Annotated in this window: 15 protein-coding genes; 4 read left to right on the top strand and 11 right to left on the bottom strand. The window is 42.0% G+C overall.

Features of this window, described 5'->3' with window-relative positions; genetic code table 11:
• Nucleotides 1–362 precede the first annotated feature (362 nt).
• The 6 genes from FDP09_RS19605 to FDP09_RS23865 all read right to left on the bottom strand — a co-directional run bounded on the left by FDP09_RS19605 (nt 363) and on the right by FDP09_RS23865 (nt 6,543).
• Nucleotides 363–905 carry a hypothetical protein gene (locus FDP09_RS19605; protein ID WP_137404278.1) on the bottom strand — a complete coding sequence of 181 codons (543 nt, stop codon included), beginning with the start codon at nt 903–905 and terminating at the stop codon, nt 363–365.
• Nucleotides 906–989: 84 nt separating this feature from the next.
• Nucleotides 990–2,204: a 6-bladed beta-propeller gene (locus tag FDP09_RS19610; RefSeq protein WP_187328718.1), complete on the bottom strand. Its 1,215-nt coding sequence runs from the start codon at nt 2,202–2,204 to the stop codon at nt 990–992.
• A 58-nt stretch (nt 2,205–2,262) separates the two neighbouring features.
• The gene (locus FDP09_RS19615; protein WP_137404280.1) at nt 2,263–3,477 is read right to left on the bottom strand and encodes a 6-bladed beta-propeller; all 1,215 of its coding nucleotides are present in this window, start codon (nt 3,475–3,477) and stop codon (nt 2,263–2,265) included.
• 64 nt (nt 3,478–3,541) lie between these two features.
• A complete protein-coding gene (locus FDP09_RS19620; protein WP_137404281.1) occupies nt 3,542–3,934 on the bottom strand; it encodes a hypothetical protein in 393 nt (130 codons plus the stop codon).
• 263 nt (nt 3,935–4,197) lie between these two features.
• Complete coding sequence (locus FDP09_RS19625; RefSeq protein WP_137404282.1) at nt 4,198–6,150, bottom strand: transglutaminase-like domain-containing protein; 1,953 nt, start codon at nt 6,148–6,150, stop codon at nt 4,198–4,200.
• Nucleotides 6,151–6,372: 222 nt separating this feature from the next.
• The gene (locus FDP09_RS23865; protein WP_187328719.1) at nt 6,373–6,543 is read right to left on the bottom strand and encodes a helix-turn-helix domain-containing protein; all 171 of its coding nucleotides are present in this window, start codon (nt 6,541–6,543) and stop codon (nt 6,373–6,375) included.
• A gap of 1,735 nt (nt 6,544–8,278) precedes the next feature.
• Between FDP09_RS23865 and FDP09_RS19630 the strand changes: the two genes are divergently transcribed.
• Nucleotides 8,279–8,560: a hypothetical protein gene (locus FDP09_RS19630; RefSeq protein ID WP_137404283.1), complete on the top strand. Its 282-nt coding sequence runs from the start codon at nt 8,279–8,281 to the stop codon at nt 8,558–8,560.
• A 198-nt stretch (nt 8,561–8,758) separates the two neighbouring features.
• A complete protein-coding gene (locus FDP09_RS19635; protein WP_137404284.1) occupies nt 8,759–11,623 on the top strand; it encodes a TIM-barrel domain-containing protein in 2,865 nt (954 codons plus the stop codon).
• Between the two features lie 106 nt (nt 11,624–11,729).
• Here the strand turns inward: FDP09_RS19635 and acnA are convergent, their stop codons facing one another.
• Complete coding sequence (gene acnA, locus FDP09_RS19640) at nt 11,730–14,507, bottom strand: aconitate hydratase AcnA (protein WP_137404285.1); 2,778 nt, start codon at nt 14,505–14,507, stop codon at nt 11,730–11,732.
• A gap of 161 nt (nt 14,508–14,668) precedes the next feature.
• Here acnA and FDP09_RS19645 point away from each other — a divergent pair, with 161 nt between their 5' ends.
• Nucleotides 14,669–15,715, top strand: coding sequence for an endonuclease/exonuclease/phosphatase family protein (locus FDP09_RS19645; protein ID WP_137404286.1), 1,047 nt, complete (start codon nt 14,669–14,671; stop codon nt 15,713–15,715).
• Nucleotides 15,716–15,842: 127 nt separating this feature from the next.
• Here FDP09_RS19645 and FDP09_RS19650 read toward each other — a convergent pair whose 3' ends face one another.
• The 4 genes from FDP09_RS19650 to FDP09_RS19665 form a co-directional block, all read right to left on the bottom strand.
• On the bottom strand, nt 15,843–16,853 hold the full coding sequence (locus FDP09_RS19650; protein ID WP_137404287.1) for an MlaD family protein: 1,011 nt from the start codon (nt 16,851–16,853) through the stop codon (nt 15,843–15,845).
• Complete coding sequence (locus FDP09_RS19655; protein ID WP_137404288.1) at nt 16,853–17,602, bottom strand: ABC transporter ATP-binding protein; 750 nt, start codon at nt 17,600–17,602, stop codon at nt 16,853–16,855. Before FDP09_RS19655 ends, FDP09_RS19650 begins: the two co-directional genes overlap by 1 nt.
• A 3-nt stretch (nt 17,603–17,605) precedes the next feature.
• Complete coding sequence (locus tag FDP09_RS19660) at nt 17,606–18,403, bottom strand: MlaE family ABC transporter permease (protein WP_137404289.1); 798 nt, start codon at nt 18,401–18,403, stop codon at nt 17,606–17,608.
• A 69-nt stretch (nt 18,404–18,472) separates the two neighbouring features.
• Nucleotides 18,473–19,648 (bottom strand): response regulator, encoded by a 1,176-nt coding sequence (locus FDP09_RS19665; RefSeq protein WP_137404290.1) that lies wholly within the window; start codon nt 19,646–19,648, stop codon nt 18,473–18,475.
• Between the two features lie 722 nt (nt 19,649–20,370).
• Here FDP09_RS19665 and FDP09_RS19670 point away from each other — a divergent pair.
• Nucleotides 20,371–20,823, top strand: coding sequence for a YciI family protein (locus FDP09_RS19670; RefSeq protein WP_137404291.1), 453 nt, complete (start codon nt 20,371–20,373; stop codon nt 20,821–20,823).
• Nucleotides 20,824–20,862 lie beyond the last annotated feature (39 nt).

A 20,862-nucleotide genomic window follows, 5' to 3' on the forward strand; every position in this document is an offset into this window, starting at 1 on the left:
AAACATTCCTCAGAGCACACTGCCTTATCACTACAAAAACTATGACCAAAGCAGCCAAATCATACATTCTATACGAAAGTACCTGAACAGAACGAAAAAGCCAAGTAACCAAAAGAACATAAGCTATTATACCAATAAGCAACGTTTCCATATTCGTAACCTTCCTCCATCTCACTGCGCCTAAAACCAATATGCCACACGAAACAACACCCGACAATACTATAAACAATAAGGACTGACAGATACTCTCTAATATGGAATTGGTACCCAACTGAATAAATGGAAAAAGCATAAAAAATACTATCACAAAACTTTGCTGTATCCTTGTAAAAAACCGGTTCTTAGTCCATTGAGTGAGCATTTTATTGAGCTAAAACATCGCCAAATTTTCTTGCCATACCTTCTAAATAATGACGGGTTATGTCAGGAGTGCCTTTTTCAGGCAAAAAAACATTTGAAGTCCTCCCTTCTTGATCCAAGACCATAAAATAGGGAAACCCTAGGTTTTCTGCAGGTAAATTGAATCGGGGGACATTATATGCCCTGACACTTTCCAATTGATACATGTCCAGTTCTTTTCGGTAGATTTTATTGTTGCTAAAGTCACCCAATAAAACCAAATTTGAATTCCCCAACTTACTCTGCCATTCCTTAAGAACACTTAATGAGGCAGTGATACAACTCTCACAATGTGATTCCGAATACCGAAACACCAGTATGTGCTCTTGTCCCGGATCGAAAATGTCCACCAAAGGGATCATTCTGCCCTTAGAATCCTTAGCCCAAATGGAGTCCAATTGTTGGCCTCCATTAACGGCAGATACTTGAAGGCCTGACTTATATGATGCCAACAAACTTTCTTGATGCTCATTAAGCTGAACCAAAAATCCGTTGTACCGATCCATGCTAACAAACCGATATAACATAACGCCGTTTAGCCCCATCAGCAGAAGGAACAAAGCTATCCACAACATCCTTTCCTTCATTTCCTAAAAATCATTTAGCCTAAAGAATACCAGTACCGGATTGTCCTCTTTGGTCAGGTCACGTACCTTAGCCTTGTCCGTCTCGGACAGCATCTTACTTTTCGTATTAAAAGGAAAATCCTTTCTGGGAATATACCAAGAGATAAACTCTTCTTTGTAAGTGCTTTGGGGAGGAGCCATGCCCGGCATATCTTCAATCCTAAAGCCTCCTTTGGTCCCACCTACCAAGTTACCTGAGTTTTTATCTCGATAAACGATAGTCATACTGCCCCTGTACCAGTTTCTTAAACAAAACATTTGAAAACCACCCGCCTCCAAATATTCTCCTATAAAAAAGAAATAATCATCATCTCTTACTGTACGTTTAAACTCCTCATAAGTCCCTTTCAAATAGCGCCCAGGAAGTTTTTTACCCTGAAAGTCCAACAAGTATTTTGCGTGAAGCCGATTTGCCTTTGCATTATACTGGTATATGGTATCGTTAAACCTTTGGCTTACCATTATCTCCTTATTTTTGAAAATATAACGGTAGGCAATATATTTAATCGATTCATATTGACCTGGAAGTGCCACGTCATTGACTTTAAGCTTCTTGTCCGTAACCCAAAAGTTATACTGTTCAAAGCCCTTCATATGCTCATTTCCATCACCCGAGGTTGAAAACATCAAGTAGCCTTGTGGTATGCTCACGATATTGTAAAAGCCGAAGGGCAAACGCTCCTGCCGGATGAACTCACCATCTGGTTTATAAAAGGACAAAAACGAGTGTTCATAGGCGATCAACTGATCGTTTTCCTCATCAAAATCAATATCGTACAAGCGACTCAGCTCCCCAGGCCCTTGACCATTTGGAACCCTTCTGATAAACCTGCCCTCATTATCAAACACCACCAATCCGCCGCCCTTAAATCTATCATAAATATAAATGTGTGATTCGGTAGCTAAAACTTTGTATATGGGACCAATTAGGCTCTTTTCAGTAGTTTCAAGGGGTACAAGTCGAATGCTTTTTACTAACTTTTGAAAATCAAATACTTTATTTGACAATATGGGATTCAAGTCCACCCTGACCAAGGAGTCACTAACCGTATGCATTACCCTCGTCTCCCCTAAGTGAAGGGAAGACACCTGCTCTTCAGTATATCGGTCGATATTTTCCTTTTTCTCAGAACATCCAAATGCAAACAAGAAAATCACTGTATAAAAAATATTTTTCATGAAAAAATCTGTTTTATCACATGCTTCGGAGCACAATAATAGGCTAATATATTCTGGTCTAAAAATCATTTAGCCTAAAGAATACCAGTACCGGATTGTCCTCTTTGGTCAGGTCACGTACCTTAGCCTTGTCCGTCTCGGACAGCATCTTACTTTGCGTATTGAATGGAAAATCCTTATTAGGGATATACCAAGAAATCAATTCATTACCATAAGCACTTTTTGGAAAAATAATAGGAGGTAATTCTGAAATCTTAATATCCCCATGCGTTCCCCCGACCAAATTACCAGACTTTTTATTTCTATAAATTATAGGCCTTAGGTTATTATACCAATTCTCCAGGTAGATCACCTGAAACTCACCTATGTCCAGATATTCTCCAATAAAAAAGTAATAATCATTGTTTTTTAATGTACGTTTAAACTTCTCATAATTCCCTTCCAAATAACGCTGCGGAAGTTTTTTGTCCTGAAAATCTAGTAAGTATTTTGCTTGAAGCCGATTTGCCTCTGATTCATACTGGTAGATAGTATCGTTGAATTTTTGTGTAACCATTATTTTTTGATTTTTGTAAAGGTATCGATACCAACTATAATGAATATTATTATAAAAACTTGGTAATGCTACTGAAACGACCTTGAAATTTTTGTCTGTCACCCAAAAAGTAAAATCCTTAAGCTCTCCAAAATGTCCGTTGCCTTGATCTGGCAAAGTACTAATCAAATAGCCATTTGGTGTGGCCACAATATTGTAAAAGCCAAAGGGTAAACGCTCTTGCCGGATGAATTCACCATCTGGTTTATAAAAGGACAAAAAGGAATGTTCATAGGCGATCAACTGATCGTTTTCCTCATCAAAATCAATATCGTACAAGCGACTCAACTCACCAGGCCCTTGACCATTTGGGATTCTTTTAACAAATTTACCTTTCTGGTCAAAAATAACGATACCTCCTCCCTTATACCTATCATATACATAAATATTGGTTGCTGTAGGTAATACCTTATAAATCACATCTACCAAGCTCTCCTCAATAGTTTCCAAAGGTACCAGACGAACCTCCTTCACCAAGGATTGAAAATCGAAATTCTTTTTTCCATAAAATTGATTAAGATCTATCCGTATCAAAGAATCCTTTTCGGATACCAAAACCCTTGTTTTCTCCAGATGAAGAGAGGAAATTTGTTCATCAGAATATCGTTCATTGGTTTCTTTCTTTCGGGAGCAACCAAGAAGACCTATCAAAATAAAAATAATAAAACAGTACTTCATAATAGAATAATAAAATAAAGTTGGTTGGTTTCATCCAAGGAAAAATGAAACCAACCATTAATAATTAGCATCCAGCGCTAGTACAATTTTCATCTCCACTTACACATAAAATTTCTTCTCTACCTGGAGGATTTGTCACTGATGTATAATCTTCTGTACCAACACTCACGTTACCATATGAGAAACCTGAAAAAGTATATGTTGTATATTCTGTTGGACAAGTCCTTCCTTCCTCTCTTTCATCCTTATAAAACCCCTGTCCCTGAACAAAATTAGACCAGCCAGCATATTCTCCTTGAGCATACGCCTTATTACCTAATTCTTTAAGTGTCAATGAAGGCAACAGTTCATCCTCTTCAAAGTCAAGACTTACCACCACATTCAATACCAGCATCAGCCCGAATACTCCAGCAACTGCCCAACGCAGTCTTTTAGTGATTTTTTGATTGTTTTTCATAAAAGTGAAAATTTTAATGTTTATTATATTATCTATTTCCAAAATTAGTAAATCGTTCAGTAACAAAATGGTACATTTTAGGACATTTTAGCCCAAAACAGGACACGAACATGTTATTTACTAAATCTTTCTATTGATTTCCCTAGAAAATCATGTGAAATAAAAAAACATTATGAGGTCTCATTATTCCACAACTTTGGTCATTCTTTCAGTAAAATTGTCCTGGTTATTTCAGTTCTCCTGTTCAATAGATCGACCCTATTTTACCACCATAGCTGCTCTCCCATGGCATATGTAAATATTCTCTCTTCCTTCCCTTTAGTCAGGTTCCTTAGTATATACAATCCTTGGGAAGGTACCTGTTCATAATAAAGTTCCTGTTGGCTTGCCGTTATTTGCCCCATACTCACCCATTTTTCTTTCCAATAAAACAATTCATAAGTGTCTCCAACTTCTATAAAATTGGTATCACTTCTTGGACAGTATCTTACTTTTACAATTCGTTGGGGACTACCCAAATCCAATCCCACCCAAGGTTCCATTTTCCGAGGCCTCATAAAATAGGTCAATAAATCTCCATCAAAAGGGTATGAAAAAAAACGATTACCAGAGATATCACCATTTGGATCCCCTATTACTTTTCCTTCAAGTTTTACAGTGTCCCCAGTCTGTTCATCCATCCCATAAAATTCCAATTCAGACATATCACCGCGACCTCCTTCAGGTATCCACATCCTTACATATCGATAATGGCTTTTATCATCAACATATTTCGTTTCTATCTTCTCAGGAGTTTTATTGATGCTAAAAAAGGTGGTAGAATCAGAAAAGTTCCTTTTGTTTGCCCCTTGTATTCTGTTTCCAATTACGAATCCCATAATTCCCTTCATGTAAGAAGTCAAGGGATATTTTCTGGTGATTTTCATATCTTTTAAATCCTGAGTATTTGCTTCTAGGTCAACAATATTTCCCAGTGTGTCCAATAGGAACGGTTCGCTAATTTGCTCGTATAATCCATTATTATACCTCTGCAAAATATATACGATTCCTCCTCCCATATTTCGAAAAAAGACCTTTTTACCTTTCACCTCACCCCAATATTGAGGCACCCAATCCTGATTATTATAAGTGGCCAGAAAGACAGGTTGGTCTATATCGACCGAAGTTATCAACGGAATATCAACATCAAACGTCCGTACATAATCGTGGGTCACGTCAATTCTATAAAAATCCTGAAATTCCGGAGGCAACTTCTGCCATTTCTGCCAGCTAAGCCCTGGGGTTTGGTATATAAAAGTTTTCCTGAATACTTTTGCCACCTTCCTAAAGGATAAATCCAGTGCAAATCCCTTGTTTACGGCATCAAAAGGATAAAAAGTATCATCCTCAAGGAGCAAAACATTCCATTCATGCCCTGCATTTGATCCCGCCCATTGCGGCACAAAGTCCACTCCAACAGGGAGACCGTTTGCCCTCATGGCCATTGCTGTATAAAATACACTGTGTTTACAACTTCCTAAACGAACCCGCTCGAATTCGGAAGCAGTCATATCGAATGGATAGCTCCAAAACAATCCCATATGATGCATTTTGTAAGCGTTATGGTCATTGATTATTTTTGCCAATTTCATTCGATTAGGTTCGGTAATCGTATCCCTCAATGTCTGCCATTTATCCCATAAGGATATCCTCCAGTTTTCCGGAACTTCTGTTCCAATTCTGTAAGGAAGAACATAGTCGCAAAAATCCTCAAAGGAAAGGTTCTGGCACCATGGTAATGTCTCCCTTGCGATAAATGCCTGATCGATATGATCAATTACAAAATCAGCATCTAAATTATGCAGATCAAAAAAAACTTGAGTGTATTCAATACGGGGATTCCCCATGGCTTGCTTTAATGAATCCCAATATTTTCCCAAACTTTTTTTATAATCAAAGTTAACGTGTTTTCCGGCCTCCCATAGGTGCTGAATGGTATCAAAAAGAGGCTTATATTTCTCCTTTTCTTCTCCACCAAACCAGTACTTCCCTTCCATATTTCCGATAAGAAATTTCGCAGCTTTCAATTTCTCTTTGTCTTCGGCATCTTTATAATAATGGAGGATCTTTTCTAGTTCTTCCTTATTGTTCCCTGATTTTTCCAAAACCCTTTCGTAGGGTTCTGATTTACAAAATGAACAGAAAACCACTATTAATAAAATAAAAATCCTTTTCATAGGTTTATTCCGTTTGGTTTACAATGGACATTATAAATTCGTAGTGACTTGGCCGACAAAATAAACTCTCTGGGCAATTGAATAAGGCTTTTAGTAGCCATTGATCCAAAGATTATCCGATAGACCCAAAATGTTACCAACATGACTGAGGGACTTCTCATTGGCTAAATTGTTATTAATGAAACTCAGATATGGTTAAGCAGATAAAAACAATCTCGTGCACTACTTTTGATCATAAGGCTTTCCAAATAAAGTATAAATTTCCTCTTGATCTTTTATAGAAATCAAACCTTTTGATAATAACACCCCCTCTCTTTTTAGCCACCTACAAAAAGTTTTAGTCGATACACCAAATTCGTTTGCCATTTCTTGCCTTGTTTTAAATTTTTCCATGGTATTAGTTATTTTCAGTCGAAATAATGGTTCTTTACTTCCAACAAAAGAATCACATTCATGGGGATGTTGGCTATTTATTTTTTAATTCAAAAAGATATAAATACAAAATTAGGCATCAGAATATTTAAATAACAGACCAAAAGCTGACTAAATCATTAAAAAACAAACAATAAAATGGTAATTCACTCCCCTTTATACCTCTAAACAATTAAAGTGTTAACAACTCCTTTCTGAAGAGGAGGTCCACCATATGGCAAAATCAGTGTCGTTTATAATTATTACAATAATTAAACAGATGCCAACCAATAATCAAGCTGTTTCACGACCATTCCATACTCCTTCATAGGTGGTAACAAGTTAAAACCACCCTTACGATTTTCAGCATCATTTGCTTCAGGCATATTTCGCAAACCGTCCATAAACCTGCATATCTGCTTCTCAAGTTTTGCTTAACATTATCACCTTATTTAACCCGCTTTATGTATTAGGAATCGTTATGAGAGCTGAAACTACAAAAAATCAGGTTGTTTGGAGATTGAATCATCCGCCGCGGCGGATGGTGCAATCGAAAACAGCAGCGAAGCAACTGATTTTGTCCGCCGCGGCGGATCAGGTCGCAATAGATACGTTAGTGCATAATGCGGGTTCAATGCCGTTTAGTTAGTGTGTATCTGGAAAATATGGGTTCTATATTTTTCCCTTGGGCAGTTATTTTTCTAGCTAAATCCCTAGGTGGTTTTCATCCCTTTACCTTTGTTACTTTTTTGCTTCAGGGCAAAGTCGAGTAGGCCTGGGCCCTATGCCCAAGCCTCTCTCAGAACCGTACGTGACAGTCTCCCGTCATACGGCTCTTGACAATCAAATCTGATGTTCCAGATTTTGTTTCAAACAAGTCCATCTTCCCTAGTTTTTAGGTTGTGGAACTATTCAAAACCGATTGCCTCAGTCCCTTCGCTCTTTCTCCGTTTCCAGAGCTTTCAACACTACTACGGACTGATCCGCCCCATCCCTATCAAAGGGGATGGTTCTCCTGTTCCATCCAACCGCCTGTTTCGAACTCCTGCCGCCTTAATGCCGCCTGCCAATAGGCCAACTCTCAGTCTGCGCTGCCTATTTTGTCCCGGAAGTTACTCTAGCCCCCGGTTTTGACAGGAAGTATTTTTCACGACACTTCATCGAACGGTTCACTTTCGTTCAGCTTTTCGAAACGCATTCCTTCTGATCGCTCAGTACCACAGCCTTGAAAGCGCAGCACCATCAGGGGAATTTGACTGGTCTGCCTGATCCAGTCCCAGCCGTCGTGCCAAGGGTTGTAACGCCCTATTCGACATCAGTTGGATAGCATGTCCGGTTTCCCGAACTTCAGGACACACAAAGTAACCAAAACCTGTCCGCCGGTGGTGGAAACCCCGCCGCTACGCCACGGCGCACAGGTGTGCAGCTATTGGCCTAAAATTAAAACCTCCCCTCATGCAGGCAAACTCCTCCTTTTCTAGCAGCCAACATTCTTTTTGGGCAGCTTTTCGTCAAACAAGCCTGCCTTCTTGCCCGCCCGCTATTTAATTTCTTAACGCCCAATACCTGCAATGCGGATCCGATTAATAAGTTTCTTATGGATAAATTATCATCATTATTCCATGTAGTGGTATATTTTCTTAAGTAACCAAGTTGAGCCGGAACTATAAGCCCCCTGAGCCAAAAAAGGTATCGCTTCCTTATTCCGGCCCTTGGTATGCCTGTTTTCCAGCCGATGGTGGAGGCCGTTAAGAAAGGGAGTTGGCTCGCGTCGTGGAACAGCGACCCCCACTCACTTTTAGGCCGTAGCCATCGGGTAGAAATTAAAATGGGTGACGGATCCACGTCGCAGGGTAAATCCATGTCCCACTTTAAAAGGCATACCACCGGCCTGGATTTTTTTCTTTCTTTTTTCATCAATGGAAAAAAGGAAAAGGATAAAATCCACCAGGATGATCAGGTTTCCCCAGCCAAAGTCAATCAAAAAAAGGACTTTTAGGTATATGAAAAGAAGGAAATCCCCTTAACTAAACGGCATTGAATGCGGGTTTAACCTCCAAATCTTTCCAACCTTCAAACCATAGAACCTAATAGTTAACATTTCCCCCCTGCATTGTAAACATTTGGGTACGCTTGGATAAAAGACGGCTGCCTACCTTTACTGTACTAAAATAACCTATTGACGACTTAGGAAACCATGTACAGTACCAAATTGATTTATGCCCTGATCTTTTCGGCCATCCTTACGGCCTGCTCTTCCTCCTCTAGTAAGCCCATTCAAAATAAAAACGGTATCACCGTCTCCCTCCCTTCTGACGATACTTATGCAGCCAAGCAGGTGCGGCTGGAAGTTATCACCGACCGCATCATCAGGGTGAGCTCCTCTGCCCAGAACCCGATGCCCTCCACCAGCAGCCTTATGATCTCCGACCAACTTCCCAGTCCACCAACCTGGGAAAAGGTCGAAACCAAAGATTCTATTGGCGTAAAGACCGCTGAGGTACAGGCCTGGATTTCTACGTCCACTGGGGAAGTCACTTTTAAGGATGCCTCAGGAAAGCTCTTGCTCCAAGAAGCCAAAGATGGAAAGGCGTTTTCCCCTCCTGCTGACGGGTTGCAAGATGATCAGGTATATACCATTCAACAACGATTTAAAAGTCCTAGTGACGAAGCGCTGTATGGCCTTGGCCAGCAGCAAACCGGCCTGTTCAACTACAAAGGCTACCATGTGGACCTCACACAGTACAACAGCGTCGTGGCAGTACCCTTTCTGGTCTCCAGCCGCAACTATGGTATTCTTTGGGACAATTATTCCATTACCAAATTTGGTGATGCTCGGGATCCGCTGCCCCTTTCCGAGCTAAGGCTATACGATGCCACCGGAAAGGAAGGCTTTCTCACCGCCACCTATGCCAATGACCAAACCCGTCCGGATGAAGGCCTGATAGAGCAAGAAGGCCATATTGCATATACCTTTTTGGAAGATCTAAAAAAGATTCCAAAGAATTTTGACATGGCCAATGGTGTCGCCACATGGCAAGGAAAACTGCAGGCAAGAAAAAACGGTGAGCACCATTTTCACATGACCTATTCTGGATACATTAAGGTATGGGCTGATGGAAAACTTCTGGTGGATCGCTGGCGGGAAAGCTGGAATCCCGGGCCTTTGGTCTTCAACTTGACGCTGAATACGGAAAAAGCCACCGACTTTAAGATCGAATGGATCCCTGAATCCACGCAATCGTTCGTGAGCATGAAATTTCTCCCACCCGATCCTTACCGAACAAAGGAAACCTTTACGTTTCGGTCAGAAGCGGGCAAAACGCTGGATTATTATTTCGTGGCAGGTAAAAACATGGACGACCTCATCTCCGGCTATCGCCAGCTTACCGGTAAGGCCCAGGTGATGCCCAAATGGGCCATGGGATTTTGGCAAAGCCGGGAGCGGTACAAAACCCAAGAGGAACTGCTGAATACGGTCGCCGAATACCGAAAAAGGAACATTCCGCTGGACAATATCGTGCAGGATTGGTCCTATTGGCCAGAAGATGCTTGGGGAAGCCACGACTTTGATCCCGCCCGATTTCCCGATCCGACCGGCATGATCGACCAGGTACACGACCAACACCACGCCCATATCATGATCTCCGTCTGGCCAAAATTCTACGAAGGGATCGAACATTACAGGCAGTTTGATGAAAAAGGCTGGCTTTATAAACAAAATATCATCAACCGGCAGCGAGACTGGATTGGGGAAGGGTACATCAGCACCTTTTATGATGCCTATAATCCCGGAGCCAGGAAACTTTTCTGGAAGCAGATCAATGAAAAACTGTATAAAAAAGGCAATGATGCCTGGTGGCTGGATGCTACGGAACCGGATATACTCTCCAATGCCTCCATCAAACACCGCAAGTCACTGATGCATCCGACGGCACTGGGATCCGCTACCGAATATTTCAATGGCTATCCCTTGGTCAATGCAAAAGGGATCTATAACGGCCAGCGAGCAACCAATCCCCATAAACGCGTCTTCATCCTCACCAGATCAGCATTTCCCGGCATCCAACGATACGGAGCAGCCACATGGAGCGGTGATATTTCTGCCAGGTTTGATGAGTTGGAACAGCAGATCCCTGCTGGTCTGAATTTTTCACTATCAGGATTACCTTATTGGACCACTGATATTGGAGGCTTTTTTGTGGAAGACAAATACGACCGACCTGATCCTGAAGGCGAGGCCTTGGAAGAATGGAGAGAGCTAAATACCCGATGGTATCAGTATGGTACCTTCACTCCACTATACCGGGCCCACGGCCAGTATCCGTATCGAGAAGTATTTAATATTGCTCCTGAAGGACATCCCGCCTATGAATCCATTGTTTTCTACAATCGTCTCCGTTATCGGCTTATGCCTTATATTTATTCCCTCACGGGAAAAATACATCACGAAGATTACACCATCATGAGGCCTTTGGTCATGGACTTTGGCGAAGATACGGCCGTCAGGGAAATCGATGACCAGTTTATGTTTGGTCCTTCGATTTTGGTCAATCCCGTTTACCAGTACAAGGCTACCAGCAGGGATGTTTATTTCCCCAAAGGAGCTGGGTGGTTTGATCTCTTGACTGGAGACTACCAAGAAGGAGGAGTCCAGAAAAGTGTCTCCGCTCCTTACGGAAAAATCCCCCTATATGTGCCATCAGGCAGTATTCTACCGCTTGGCCCTGCCATCCAATACGCCGATGAAAAACCTGCAGAGGAGATTACCCTATTCGTGTACGGAGGCAAAAATGGAAGCTTTGAACTCTACGAAGATGAGGGGACCAATTACAATTATGAACAGGGGAAATTTTCAATCATCCCGATAACCTACAATGATGGTGACAAGACCCTGACCATTGGTGATCGTAAAGGGAATTTCCAGGGTATGTTGAAGACCAGGACTTTCAGGATCATTATGGTAGAAAAAGACCGTCCTGTGGCGTATGCCCCCGAGCTGACCACTAAACACATCATCAAATACACGGGAAAGGCAATAAAAACAATTATAGCAAATTAAACAGGGTTCAACGATATTGAATTTGAGTTAATTTTGGGTTTTATAATTTATAAAAAAGGGCTTCATGATGTCATGAAGCCCTTTTTACGATTTACAAGCCAGTATATCAATCCTGCTTAAGGAATTCTCTTAGTACATAATGGAGAATGCCACCGTTTTTATAATAGGCAATCTCCACTTCTGAATCCAATCGACAAACCACTTCAAAATTCACCACGGCCCCGCCATCCTTTTTGGCGGTAGCTTTTAGCTTTTTAAGCGGACTGAGTCCTTCGGAAATCCCCTCAATGGTAATTTCCTCTTTGCCATCAAGTCCCAAACTAGAAGCAGATTGACCTTCGGCAAACTGTAAAGGCAGCACTCCCATGCCCACCAAATTGGATCGGTGGATACGCTCATAACTTTCCGCTATGACCGCATGAATTCCCAGCAGGGTAGTTCCCTTGGCAGCCCAGTCACGCGAGGATCCGCTTCCGTATTCTTTACCGGCCAATACGACCAAAGGGATATTGTCCTGCTGGTATTTTTCGGAGGCTTCGAAGACCGTCATTTCTTCACCAGAAGGAATGTGCGTGGTGTACCCTCCTTCTCTGGACGCCAACTGGTTTTTGATCCGAACATTGGCAAAGGTCCCCCTGACCATTACTTCATCATTTCCCCTACGGGATCCATAGGAGTTGAAATCCTTTTTCTCCACACCCCTTCCCACGAGGTACTGCCCAGCGGGGGAGCTTTCTGCAAAGGCTCCTGCAGGGGAAATATGGTCTGTAGTGATCGAATCGCCAAGATTCAGCAGCACTCTTGCTCCTTGGATATTCTGCGGTTCAGGTACCTCGTTGCTGAGTCCTTGAAAGAATGGTGCTTCCTTGATGTAAGTGGACTTTTCAGACCAATTGTACACTTTGTCGCTTGGTGCTTCAAGATTTTTCCACTGCTCATTTCCTTCGAATATCTCTCCGTAGTTTTTGTCAAAGTCACCGGGACTGAGGACTTGCCCCATTACTTCAAAAATCTCATCATTGCTCGGCCATATATCCTTTAGGTAAACCGGCTCCAAGTTAGGATCAAAACCAAGTGGCTCTTGATTAAGGTCCACATCTACCCGGCCGGCCAAGGCATAGGCCACGACAAGCATCGGTGACATGAGATAGTTCATTTTCACCTGCGGGTGTACCCGCGCTTCAAAATTTCTGTTTCCAGACAATACAGAGGCCACGACCAGGTCATTCTCCTCTACTGCATGGGCAATATGCTTCGGCAGCGGACCGGAATTACCGATGCAGGACGTACAGCCATAGCCGACCACATGGAAGCGTAACGCCTCCAAATCATCCAAAAGACCGGATGCTTCCAAATAATCCGTGACTACTTTCGAACCAGGCGCCAAGGAAGTTTTGACCCAAGGTTTGACATCAAGTCCACGCTCCCTGGCTTTTTGGGCGACCAGCCCAGCGCCGATCATGACGCTTGGATTGGAGGTGTTGGTACAGGAGGTGATCGCGGCAATCACGATACTGCCATCGGATAGTGCAAATTCCTCATTATTGATCTTAACCTCTACCGTTTTTAGACCATTTTTCGTCTTGGTGGCTATTTCCACATCCTCGGGAAGGTCTCCTGGCTTGTCCACGGGCTGGCCTCCCCCCTCTCCAAACCATCGGCTCTTGTCCCGCTTATCGATAGGGATATATTCACGGCCATGCACTTCTTTCAACAGCTCTCCAAACTTGTCCTTAAAGTTTCTTACCAAGATTTTGTCCTGCGGCCGTTTAGGACCTGAAACAGTAGGCTCCACTGTGCCCAGATCAAGCTCTACCAGACTACTGTATTTGATCGATTCCTCATCCTCTCGCCAAAGCATGTTGGCCTTAGCATAATCTTCTACCAACTTGATCTGTTCTTTAGAACGGTTGGTTTTGCCCATATAGTCGAGTGTTCGGTCATCTATGGGAAAATAGGTCACCGTACAGCCAAATTCAGGAGACATATTGGAAATGGTCGCCCTGTCCGGAACGGTAAGCGTATCCAGTCCGGGACCAAATACCTCCACAAACTTTCCTACCACGCCATGCTTACGCAATAGCTCTGTAATGGTCAGCACCATATCGGTGGCGGTAGTTCCCAAAGGCAATTTGCCTGTTAGCTTCAACCCTACCACCTGTGGCATAATGAAGTAAATAGGCTGGCCCAGCAAGGCTGCTTCCGCTTCTATGCCTCCTACGCCCCAGCCGACTACTCCGATACCGTTTACCATAGGGGTATGGGAATCTGTACCGACAAGGGTATCAGGAAAAACATTGCCATCCCGTTCGATCACACCTTTGGCCAAATATTCCAGGTTCACTTGATGGCAAATTCCCATGCCAGGAGGTACCACCGAAAAATTATCAAAGGATTTTTGTGCCCATTTCAGAAACTCATAACGCTCTCCATTTCGTTCATACTCCACATCCACATTTTTCTTGTAAGAGTAGTTGGTGCCAAAATAATCCACTTGGACAGAGTGATCCACCACCAAGTCCACAGGGATCAATGGATTGATCTTTTGTGGATCTTTGCCTTTACGAACTGCCTCTGCCCGCAAGGATGCAATGTCCACCACAGCAGGCACTCCGGTGAAATCCTGCATCAGTACCCTTGCCGGCTTATAAGGAACATCCTTATCAGATGCCTCTGGTTTCCAATTTAAAAGCGTCTCGGTATGTTCTTTGGTGATGGCAAAGTCATCATAGTTCCGAAGCGCATTTTCCAGCAATATCCGAATCGAAAATGGAAGTTGATTGATCTTATGACCTTGTTCCTGCAATGACGCCAAACTCCAGTAGTTTAGCGATCCTTTTGCAGTATCAAGCTGCTTTTTGATATGATAAGGATCTAGTGACATATGTTTTTTATGGTTATAAATGGTAAAAATAGTTTCTACTTGATAACTGCTTAAAATGCAGTATGATTCCTTAATATAAGATTTTTTAAAGTAAATTGTAAGCTGAAACTAGGCATATACTGCCTAAGCTGATATTATTAAACTTATAAATCATCCGCATCATGAAAGCAGTGCTTTATGCATTTTCTGCTATCTTCATCCTCGCAACATTAATGCCACTGGTAAAAAAAGACTATTGGACTTTTCGGGTTTTTGATTATCCCCGCTTCCAGAAGTTATTGTTAATATTGGCAACATTAATATGCTGGACTTTTGTAGATTATGACCAATTATCGAAAGTCGATTTCGGAATCATTTTCTCCCTTTTCCTCCTGCTTATTTACCTCCTAAAGCAGATCATCCCATATTCACCCTTTCACACCAAAATGGTCAAACCTGCCAATTACAAAGACAAGGACGGCATCAAGGTGCTCGTGGCAAATGTCTATCAGTACAATGAAAATTATGACCGATGTCTTGAATTGATCGCTAAAGAAAAACCTCATCTATTCATGCTAGTAGAAACAGACCATAGGTGGGCAGAAGCCATTGCAGTGCTAAAAGAAAAATACCCCTATCATGTAGAGCTCCCCTTGGAAAATACCTATGGTATGCTACTCTATGCCAAGTATCCCCTGGAAAACACCCAAATCAACTACCTCATCAGTGAAGACATTCCCTCTATTTTCACTGATATGCAGGTCGATGGACAACCCATTAAACTATTTGCCATACACCCGACACCTCCTGTGCCGGGAGAAAACACCCATAGTACCGAAAGAGATGCTGAGATATTAATTGTGGGAAAAAAGGCCAAATCTGAAAAGAAACCCACTATTATCATGGGAGATCTAAATGATGTGGCTTGGAGTTACACTACTGAATTGTTTTTAAAGATCAGCGGTATGGGAGACCCCCGAATCGGACGCGGGATGTTCAATACCTTCCATGCCAAGTATCCCTTTCTTCGATGGCCTTTGGACCATATTTTTGTAAGCCACCAATTTCGCCTTAAAAAAATAAAGGTGCACCATTCCATTGGATCAGACCATTTCCCGATCAGTGTGAGATTAATGCTTGATAAAAACAACGACAATGAACAATTGGAAGCGGACGCTGAAGAAATAGTGGAAGCAAAAGAGAAAATCATCAGCGGAATAGAGTTTTAACGAATCCGCCTAAAAAATAACTCAACTGTAAAAACACCAACATCAATTGTAAAACACCATTTATTGGTAAAAAAAAAAGCGGCTGCTCGAAGGAACAGCCGCTGGATTAATAATGCGCTTTTTCTGTTTATTCACCGGACTTTTTCGCTTCCCTTTCTGCTTCCTTCTCCGCTTTGGCTTCTGCTTTCTCCTTGCGCTTATGCGCCTTCCTCATGATCCAGGCGTACTTAAGCGCTTCCAAGTTCTCGTTGAGAAGTTCAGTGGTTGTTTCCGTATTTTTCAGCGTTGTTTTGATATAATCGGCAAACTCCTCGTCGTTAAGCAGCATTCCCACAGCATTGTCTTTGGAATTCAGTTTTTCACTGGCATCCTTGAAATTGGTCGCCGCCTCAGTAGCTGTCATGCTTGTATTCTCCAATTCGGAAGCGGTTTTCTTCAAACTGGAATATACCGTAGTGTCATTGGACAATTCATAAAGTATGGTGCCTTCCCTGTCCAGACTGGCCGTAAAATCCCCTAAATCACGTGCTATTTGACTACTGCTGGCAGCTGTTCGCTCCAAGCTCACCAAAGTGTTCTTAAAATTAGTGGCCAACAAACTATCGGTCAGCACCGCACCGACAATCCCTTCCCCATTGGCTATTTTACCGGTGAGGACTTTAAGGTCATTGGTAATGGATACAAGGTTCTGGTTGTTTTCCTGCAGCGTCTCCATCATGTTATCCGTGTCCAGAGGCATTACTGCCTGTAACCGGTCTCCATCAGTGATCGCTGGTGCTTGGGTGGTGCCTCCATAAAGGACAATGATCTTGTTACCGATAAGACCATCAGAACTAATGGTGGCCTTAGAATCCTTCCGTATATAATCCTTGGAATCAGCATCCACGTTCATTTCTATTTCCACTTGCGAATCCCCATAAAATTTAATAGAGGTCACCGTACCTATCTTGACCCCTGAAAACCAGACATTATTTCCTGTCTGAAGTCCTTGGACATCGTCGAAAACAGCTTTTAGCTTGACACTTTTCACAAAAACCTTTTGCTGTGCCCCCAACGTCAAGATCCCCACTACCGCAATGATAATTCCTACTAGTACGAAAATCCCGACGATTACTGATTTTTTATTATCATTTCTCATTATGTAATGAAATTATAGTCATAAAATGATTTCACTCTTTGATCCTCTGGTGTTTTGAACACCTCTTCAAATTTTCCTTCGGCGCCAAATTGACCATCCAAAAGCACCGCGACCCTGTCCCCTGTATCCCGGGCACAGGTCAAATCATGTGTAATGATGATAGAAGATGTATTGTATCGCTCCCTCACCTCGTTGATCAGGTTATTGATGTCACTGCAGGTGATCGGATCCAGTCCAGCTGTGGGTTCATCATATAGCATGATTTCTGGCTTCAGGATAAGTGTCCTGGCAATCCCTATCCGTTTTCTTTGGCCACCAGAAAGCTCTGATGGCATTTGGTTTATCGTCTGCGAAAGTCCCACTGCCTCCAGCACTTCTTCCACCATCGTGTCCTTTTCACTTCGGCTAAGCCCCTTGACATTTCTCACAAGCGGAAATTCAAGGTTTTCCCGCACGGTCATACTATCATATAACGCACTTGCCTGAAAAGAAAAACCAATTTTTAACCTTAGGTCATTGAGTTCTTTCGCACCAAGGTTTGAAACTTCATGGCCAAGTACGTTCATCGTACCTTCGTCCTGGGTAAGTAGGCCCACCATAATCTTAATCAATACGGATTTGCCCGTACCGGATTTCCCGAGTACCACGACGTTCTCCCCCTTATAAAGATCCAAGTCCACTCCCATCAGTACATCTAACTCTCCGAAAGACTTCTTCAATCCCCTTACTTCTACTACTTTTTCTCTCATAGCTTAGGACATTCTGATAAAGTTCACAATCTGAAGTGCCAGCAATTCTTCAATAAAGATCAAGAACATCGCCAATACCACTGAGGCATTCGCTGCTTTCCCCACTCCTTCGGTACCTTTGGAAGAGTGGTATCCTTTATAGCATCCCACTATCCCGATAGTAAAGCCAAATACCAATGACTTGATAATGGACGAAAAGATATCCAAAAACGAAATGGCGTCGAATACCTGGACAAAGTAAGTCGAAAAACTAACACTTTCATTACTGTTTACCGAAAGAAATGCTCCCATCAATGCCACAAAATCCGTGTACATTACCAATACAGGGATCATGAAAGTGGTGGCCAATACCCGGGTGACTACCAAAAACTTAAATGGATTGGTAGCTGATACTTCCATGGCATCGATCTGCTCGGTCACTTTCATCGAGCCGATCTCCGCACCAATGCTCGATCCCACTTTGCCTGCTGCGATCAGCGCAGTCACCAAGGGACCCATCGCCCGCACAATGGCAATGGAAATCAGCGACGGCAACCAAGAAGTGGCGCCAAACTCTGACAAGGATGGGCGGGACTGATTGGTAAAAACGATCCCCACAATAAAGCCTGTTAGCGAAATGAGCGCCAAAGAATTATAGCCAATTTTATAGCATTGGCGAATTACCTCCTTAAACTCATACGGAGGCATCCAGACTTCCTTAAAGAAGCGCTTGATAAATGCGAAGGCATCGGCCAAACCTAACATCATCGAATCGATCTTAGGAGTGATCAAATGCTCTCTCTTATTGGATTTATTAGCCATAAGGTTTACTTGAATGTGCGAAACTAATAATTTTAGCCCGATTAGACTTATTTAAAAACGATAAATACATCACAAAATATCTTCTAGGGATTCTTTCCTTAAAGGTTTCACTAAAAAACCGCTGACCATGTCATATTGTTTACTCCTCTCCTCATCCCTTGGATCAATTGAGGAGGAAAGCATCCGAACCTCCACCTCTATTTCACGTTCGATCAGTTGATCCAAAAAATCCCAACCTTTCATTTCTGGCATATTGATATCAAGTAAAAGTAAATCCACTTTATGTTCATCAAGCCAAAATAATGCCTCAATTGGATTTGCGAAAAAATATAAATCCAATTCGGGATTGTTTTTCAGCAACAACCTCTTATTGATCAAATGCTGAACTTTGTCATCATCGACTATTAAAATGGATTTTGAACGATGATTTGTCATAGGTGTATTGAATTGGTTTTGTACCATCTCATCAGCGAGTATTTCATTCATTTTTTTTACTTCCTCGTCTAGTTCTTCCGAGGATTGTTTTAGCATTTCCACTACTTCCTTACTGGGATGGCCATCCTTTATAAAGTTTACCATCCCCAGCACATTAGAAAGTGGCCTCCTGAGGTTATGCGAATTCATAAAAGCAAATTTCCGAAGGCGGTCATTTTGCTCTTTTAGTGAATTGTTCAAGATCTCCTTCTCTATCATATTCTGATGAATGGTAGTATTATCTACTGCCGCTACCATGAGCTTTTCTTTCCGATTTCTCAGGAAGGGAACAAAGTACAAATCAACCATTCTTTTCTCCCCATTTCTGTCCTTTAATTCACACTTCTTAATCGACTGCTTTTGGGCAGCATAAACTTCCCCTAACCTGCTTTTGGAAATGCCCGAAAAAACATCAAATCCAATGGCACTTTTCCGCTGAATTTTATCCCCAAAAATGATGGCTGCCATTTCATTTGAATTGACGATTTTGCCGGACTGTTTATCCACCACCCACATGCTGATAGGAATGTTATCAAAGATCACTTCGTACCCCTCCCAAACTCTCCGATCCAACTTCATCGAACGCTCCACCAACAAGTATATCAACACCCCTGAAGCCCCAACAAATAGAATGGCCTTTACTACTTCAAACATGACCATTTTGGACAGGCCCAGGTCCTCCTGAAACTGATCAAGAAATAAGGAAGAAAAAGTCACCCAGCTTCCTCCTATAAGTATATAAATAAGTGCTATCCTGAGACTAGACTTCATGCGAACATTAGCTTGTAATCTAAGATATAAAAAATATCACCGCAAAACCCCATGAAAGCTTAATATCAAGGGTATATTTTGTTTTAGCCTAAACTAAATAAATCAAGACTGACTAAATTAGCCAAGGCTAAAAATAACTTAAATATCTATTTTTCAATAATTTAAAACCATTTAACTAAAGTTAATATTTACATATATAGACATTGCTTATCTAAAATTTAATTTGCCTTCATAATCATTAACACTGAACCTCCTGAGCATGTTAATTATGCTATTTTCATATCCCGTTTTATGATTTATTCCATCCCTCTGATGGCTATTACTTCCATTTTTTAGCGGGGTCCCTGCTTCTTTTCTACATAAAAACCCCCATAACAATCAGCTTCAATTCTCTCCTCTACCCCACCCAAACAAAGCGAGCCCTACCCTCGTATTTAGCCAAAATCCCCCTACCCATCTTCGGCTGTTTGATGGGGAAAAACAGTGGTATAAATTTCCTTTCTGGGAAGTTTATCCTTAACTTCAGTACCGTGAAAAAGGCTGAATTAATCCTTTCCAGAAAGCCCTGTATTCTGAAAAAATCCTGACTGGAAAATGACCTGTTTTTACGACCAAAAAATTCGTTTCTTTAGGCTTACGTTTCGGCTCTAAAAAAGCTCCAAAAACAGAAAAAACATAAGGCCATTTCATACTCAAAAACACACCCAAAAACTGATGTAAACATGAAGAAAACCTTCCCCTTCTTTATCCTTCTAATTGGTCTATTTACCCCTGCCTTTGGGCAAGATAAATACGATGAAGAACTGGCAAAAAAATACCAAGCTGACGATTATGGAATGCGTAAATATGTCATGGCATTTCTGAAAAGTGGTCCAGATGTGGAACACTATTCGGAGGAAGAAAGAGCTAAAATCCAGCAAGGCCATATGGAGCATATCGGAAAAATGGCCACGGAAAAGAAGCTGGTTTTGGCGGGTCCCTTCTTTGGTGAAGGAACCCTCCGGGGGATCTTTATCTTTGATGTGGCAGACATTAATGAAGCTGAAAAACTCACTGCTGAGGATCCTGCCGTGAAGGCTGGCGTGCTCAAGATGGAGCTGGTGGAATGGTACGGGTCTGCTGCCCTAATGGCCATCCCTGAAATCCATGAAAAGATACAGAAAATAGATTTCTAACATAGCGAGAAAGCGGATCAAGCAATATTTCTTGGGGGG

Source organism: Echinicola rosea (assembly GCF_005281475.1).
In the GTDB taxonomy this organism is placed as follows: domain Bacteria; phylum Bacteroidota; class Bacteroidia; order Cytophagales; family Cyclobacteriaceae; genus Echinicola; species Echinicola rosea.